Source organism: Bartonella sp. AP57NXGY (genome assembly GCF_042195805.1).
Classification (GTDB): Bacteria; Pseudomonadota; Alphaproteobacteria; order Rhizobiales; family Rhizobiaceae; genus Bartonella.
Genome location: NZ_JBHIOZ010000034.1, coordinates 1 through 1,217 on the forward strand (window position 1 = coordinate 1; position 1,217 = coordinate 1,217).

Below are 1,217 nucleotides of genomic sequence, written 5' to 3' on the forward strand. Positions count from 1 at the left end.
CCTTGTGCCCATAGAGCACGCGTTTCAGCGCAAAAATCGGCATAACAGCCTTCCTCAATGGCATCACGAATTCCCTGCATAAGTTGTTGATAATAAAAAAGATTATTCCAAGTCAACAACATCCCCCCAAGAGATTCACCAGATTTAATCAAATGATGCAAATAAGCACAACTATAATCATGTGCTGCTGGACAAAGTGACTGTGGATCAAGAGGAAGTGGATCTTCTGCATAACGCGCATTACGCAAATTAATTCTACCAAAGCGGGTAAAAGCTAAACCATGACGTCCTGCACGCGTCGGCATAACACAATCAAACATATCAACACCACGAGCAACACTTTGTAAAATATCATCGGGTGTCCCTACTCCCATAAGATAGCGTGGTTTATCCTCTGGTAAAATCGGACAAGTAGTATCCAATACTGCTGTCATAACACTCTGCGGCTCACCAACAGCAAGCCCTCCAATAGCGTAACCTTTTAAATCTATTTCTTTTAATGCTTGAGCAGAACGTTCACGCAGTTTCATATTATCACCACCTTGAACAATCCCAAACAATGCTTTATCTGGCTGATCTCCAAAAGCTGTTTTACAACGCAGCGCCCACCGCAATGAAAGTTCCATAGCTTCTTCCATTTCTTTTTCAGTTGCGGGTAATGCAATACATTGATCCAACTGCATCTGGATATCCGCACCAAGAAGTTCTTGAATTTCGATAGAACGCTCTGGACTCATTTCATAGTAGGCTCCATTAATGTAAGAACGAAAAATCACACCTTGTTCAGTAATTTTACGGATTCCCGCCAATGACATAACCTGAAAGCCACCAGAATCGGTTAAAATAGGTCCGCTCCAGCGTGAAAATTCATGTAATCCTCCTAAACGCGCAACACGTTCAGCTCCTGGACGTAACATTAAATGATAAGTATTCCCCAAAATGATATCTGCACCAAGATCACGAATTTGATCCATATACATAGCCTTAACGGTTCCTGCCGTCCCAACAGGCATAAATGCGGGTGTACGAACACATCCTCGCCCCGTTATAATTTCGCCTCGACGTGCATACCCATCTTGAGCAATTTTTCTATAATGAAATGTCTTTATCATAACTCTCGTCTTTTTGATTCCATCAATGCATATCTCTATAGAAAGAAAAAAGATATCCCCTTACGAGCATTGTCAAAAGCTTTATGAATTAATTTTTGATTCGCT

Annotated in this window: 1 protein-coding gene; it reads right to left on the reverse strand. The window is 41.3% G+C overall.

The genetic code is table 11. From position 1 onward, the window contains the following. Positions 1-1,112 (reverse strand): tRNA guanosine(34) transglycosylase Tgt (tgt, locus tag ACFIL8_RS05075; protein WP_375689051.1); only part of this gene is annotated, 1,112 nt, incomplete at its 3' end. Positions 1,113-1,217: the final 105 nt, after the last annotated feature.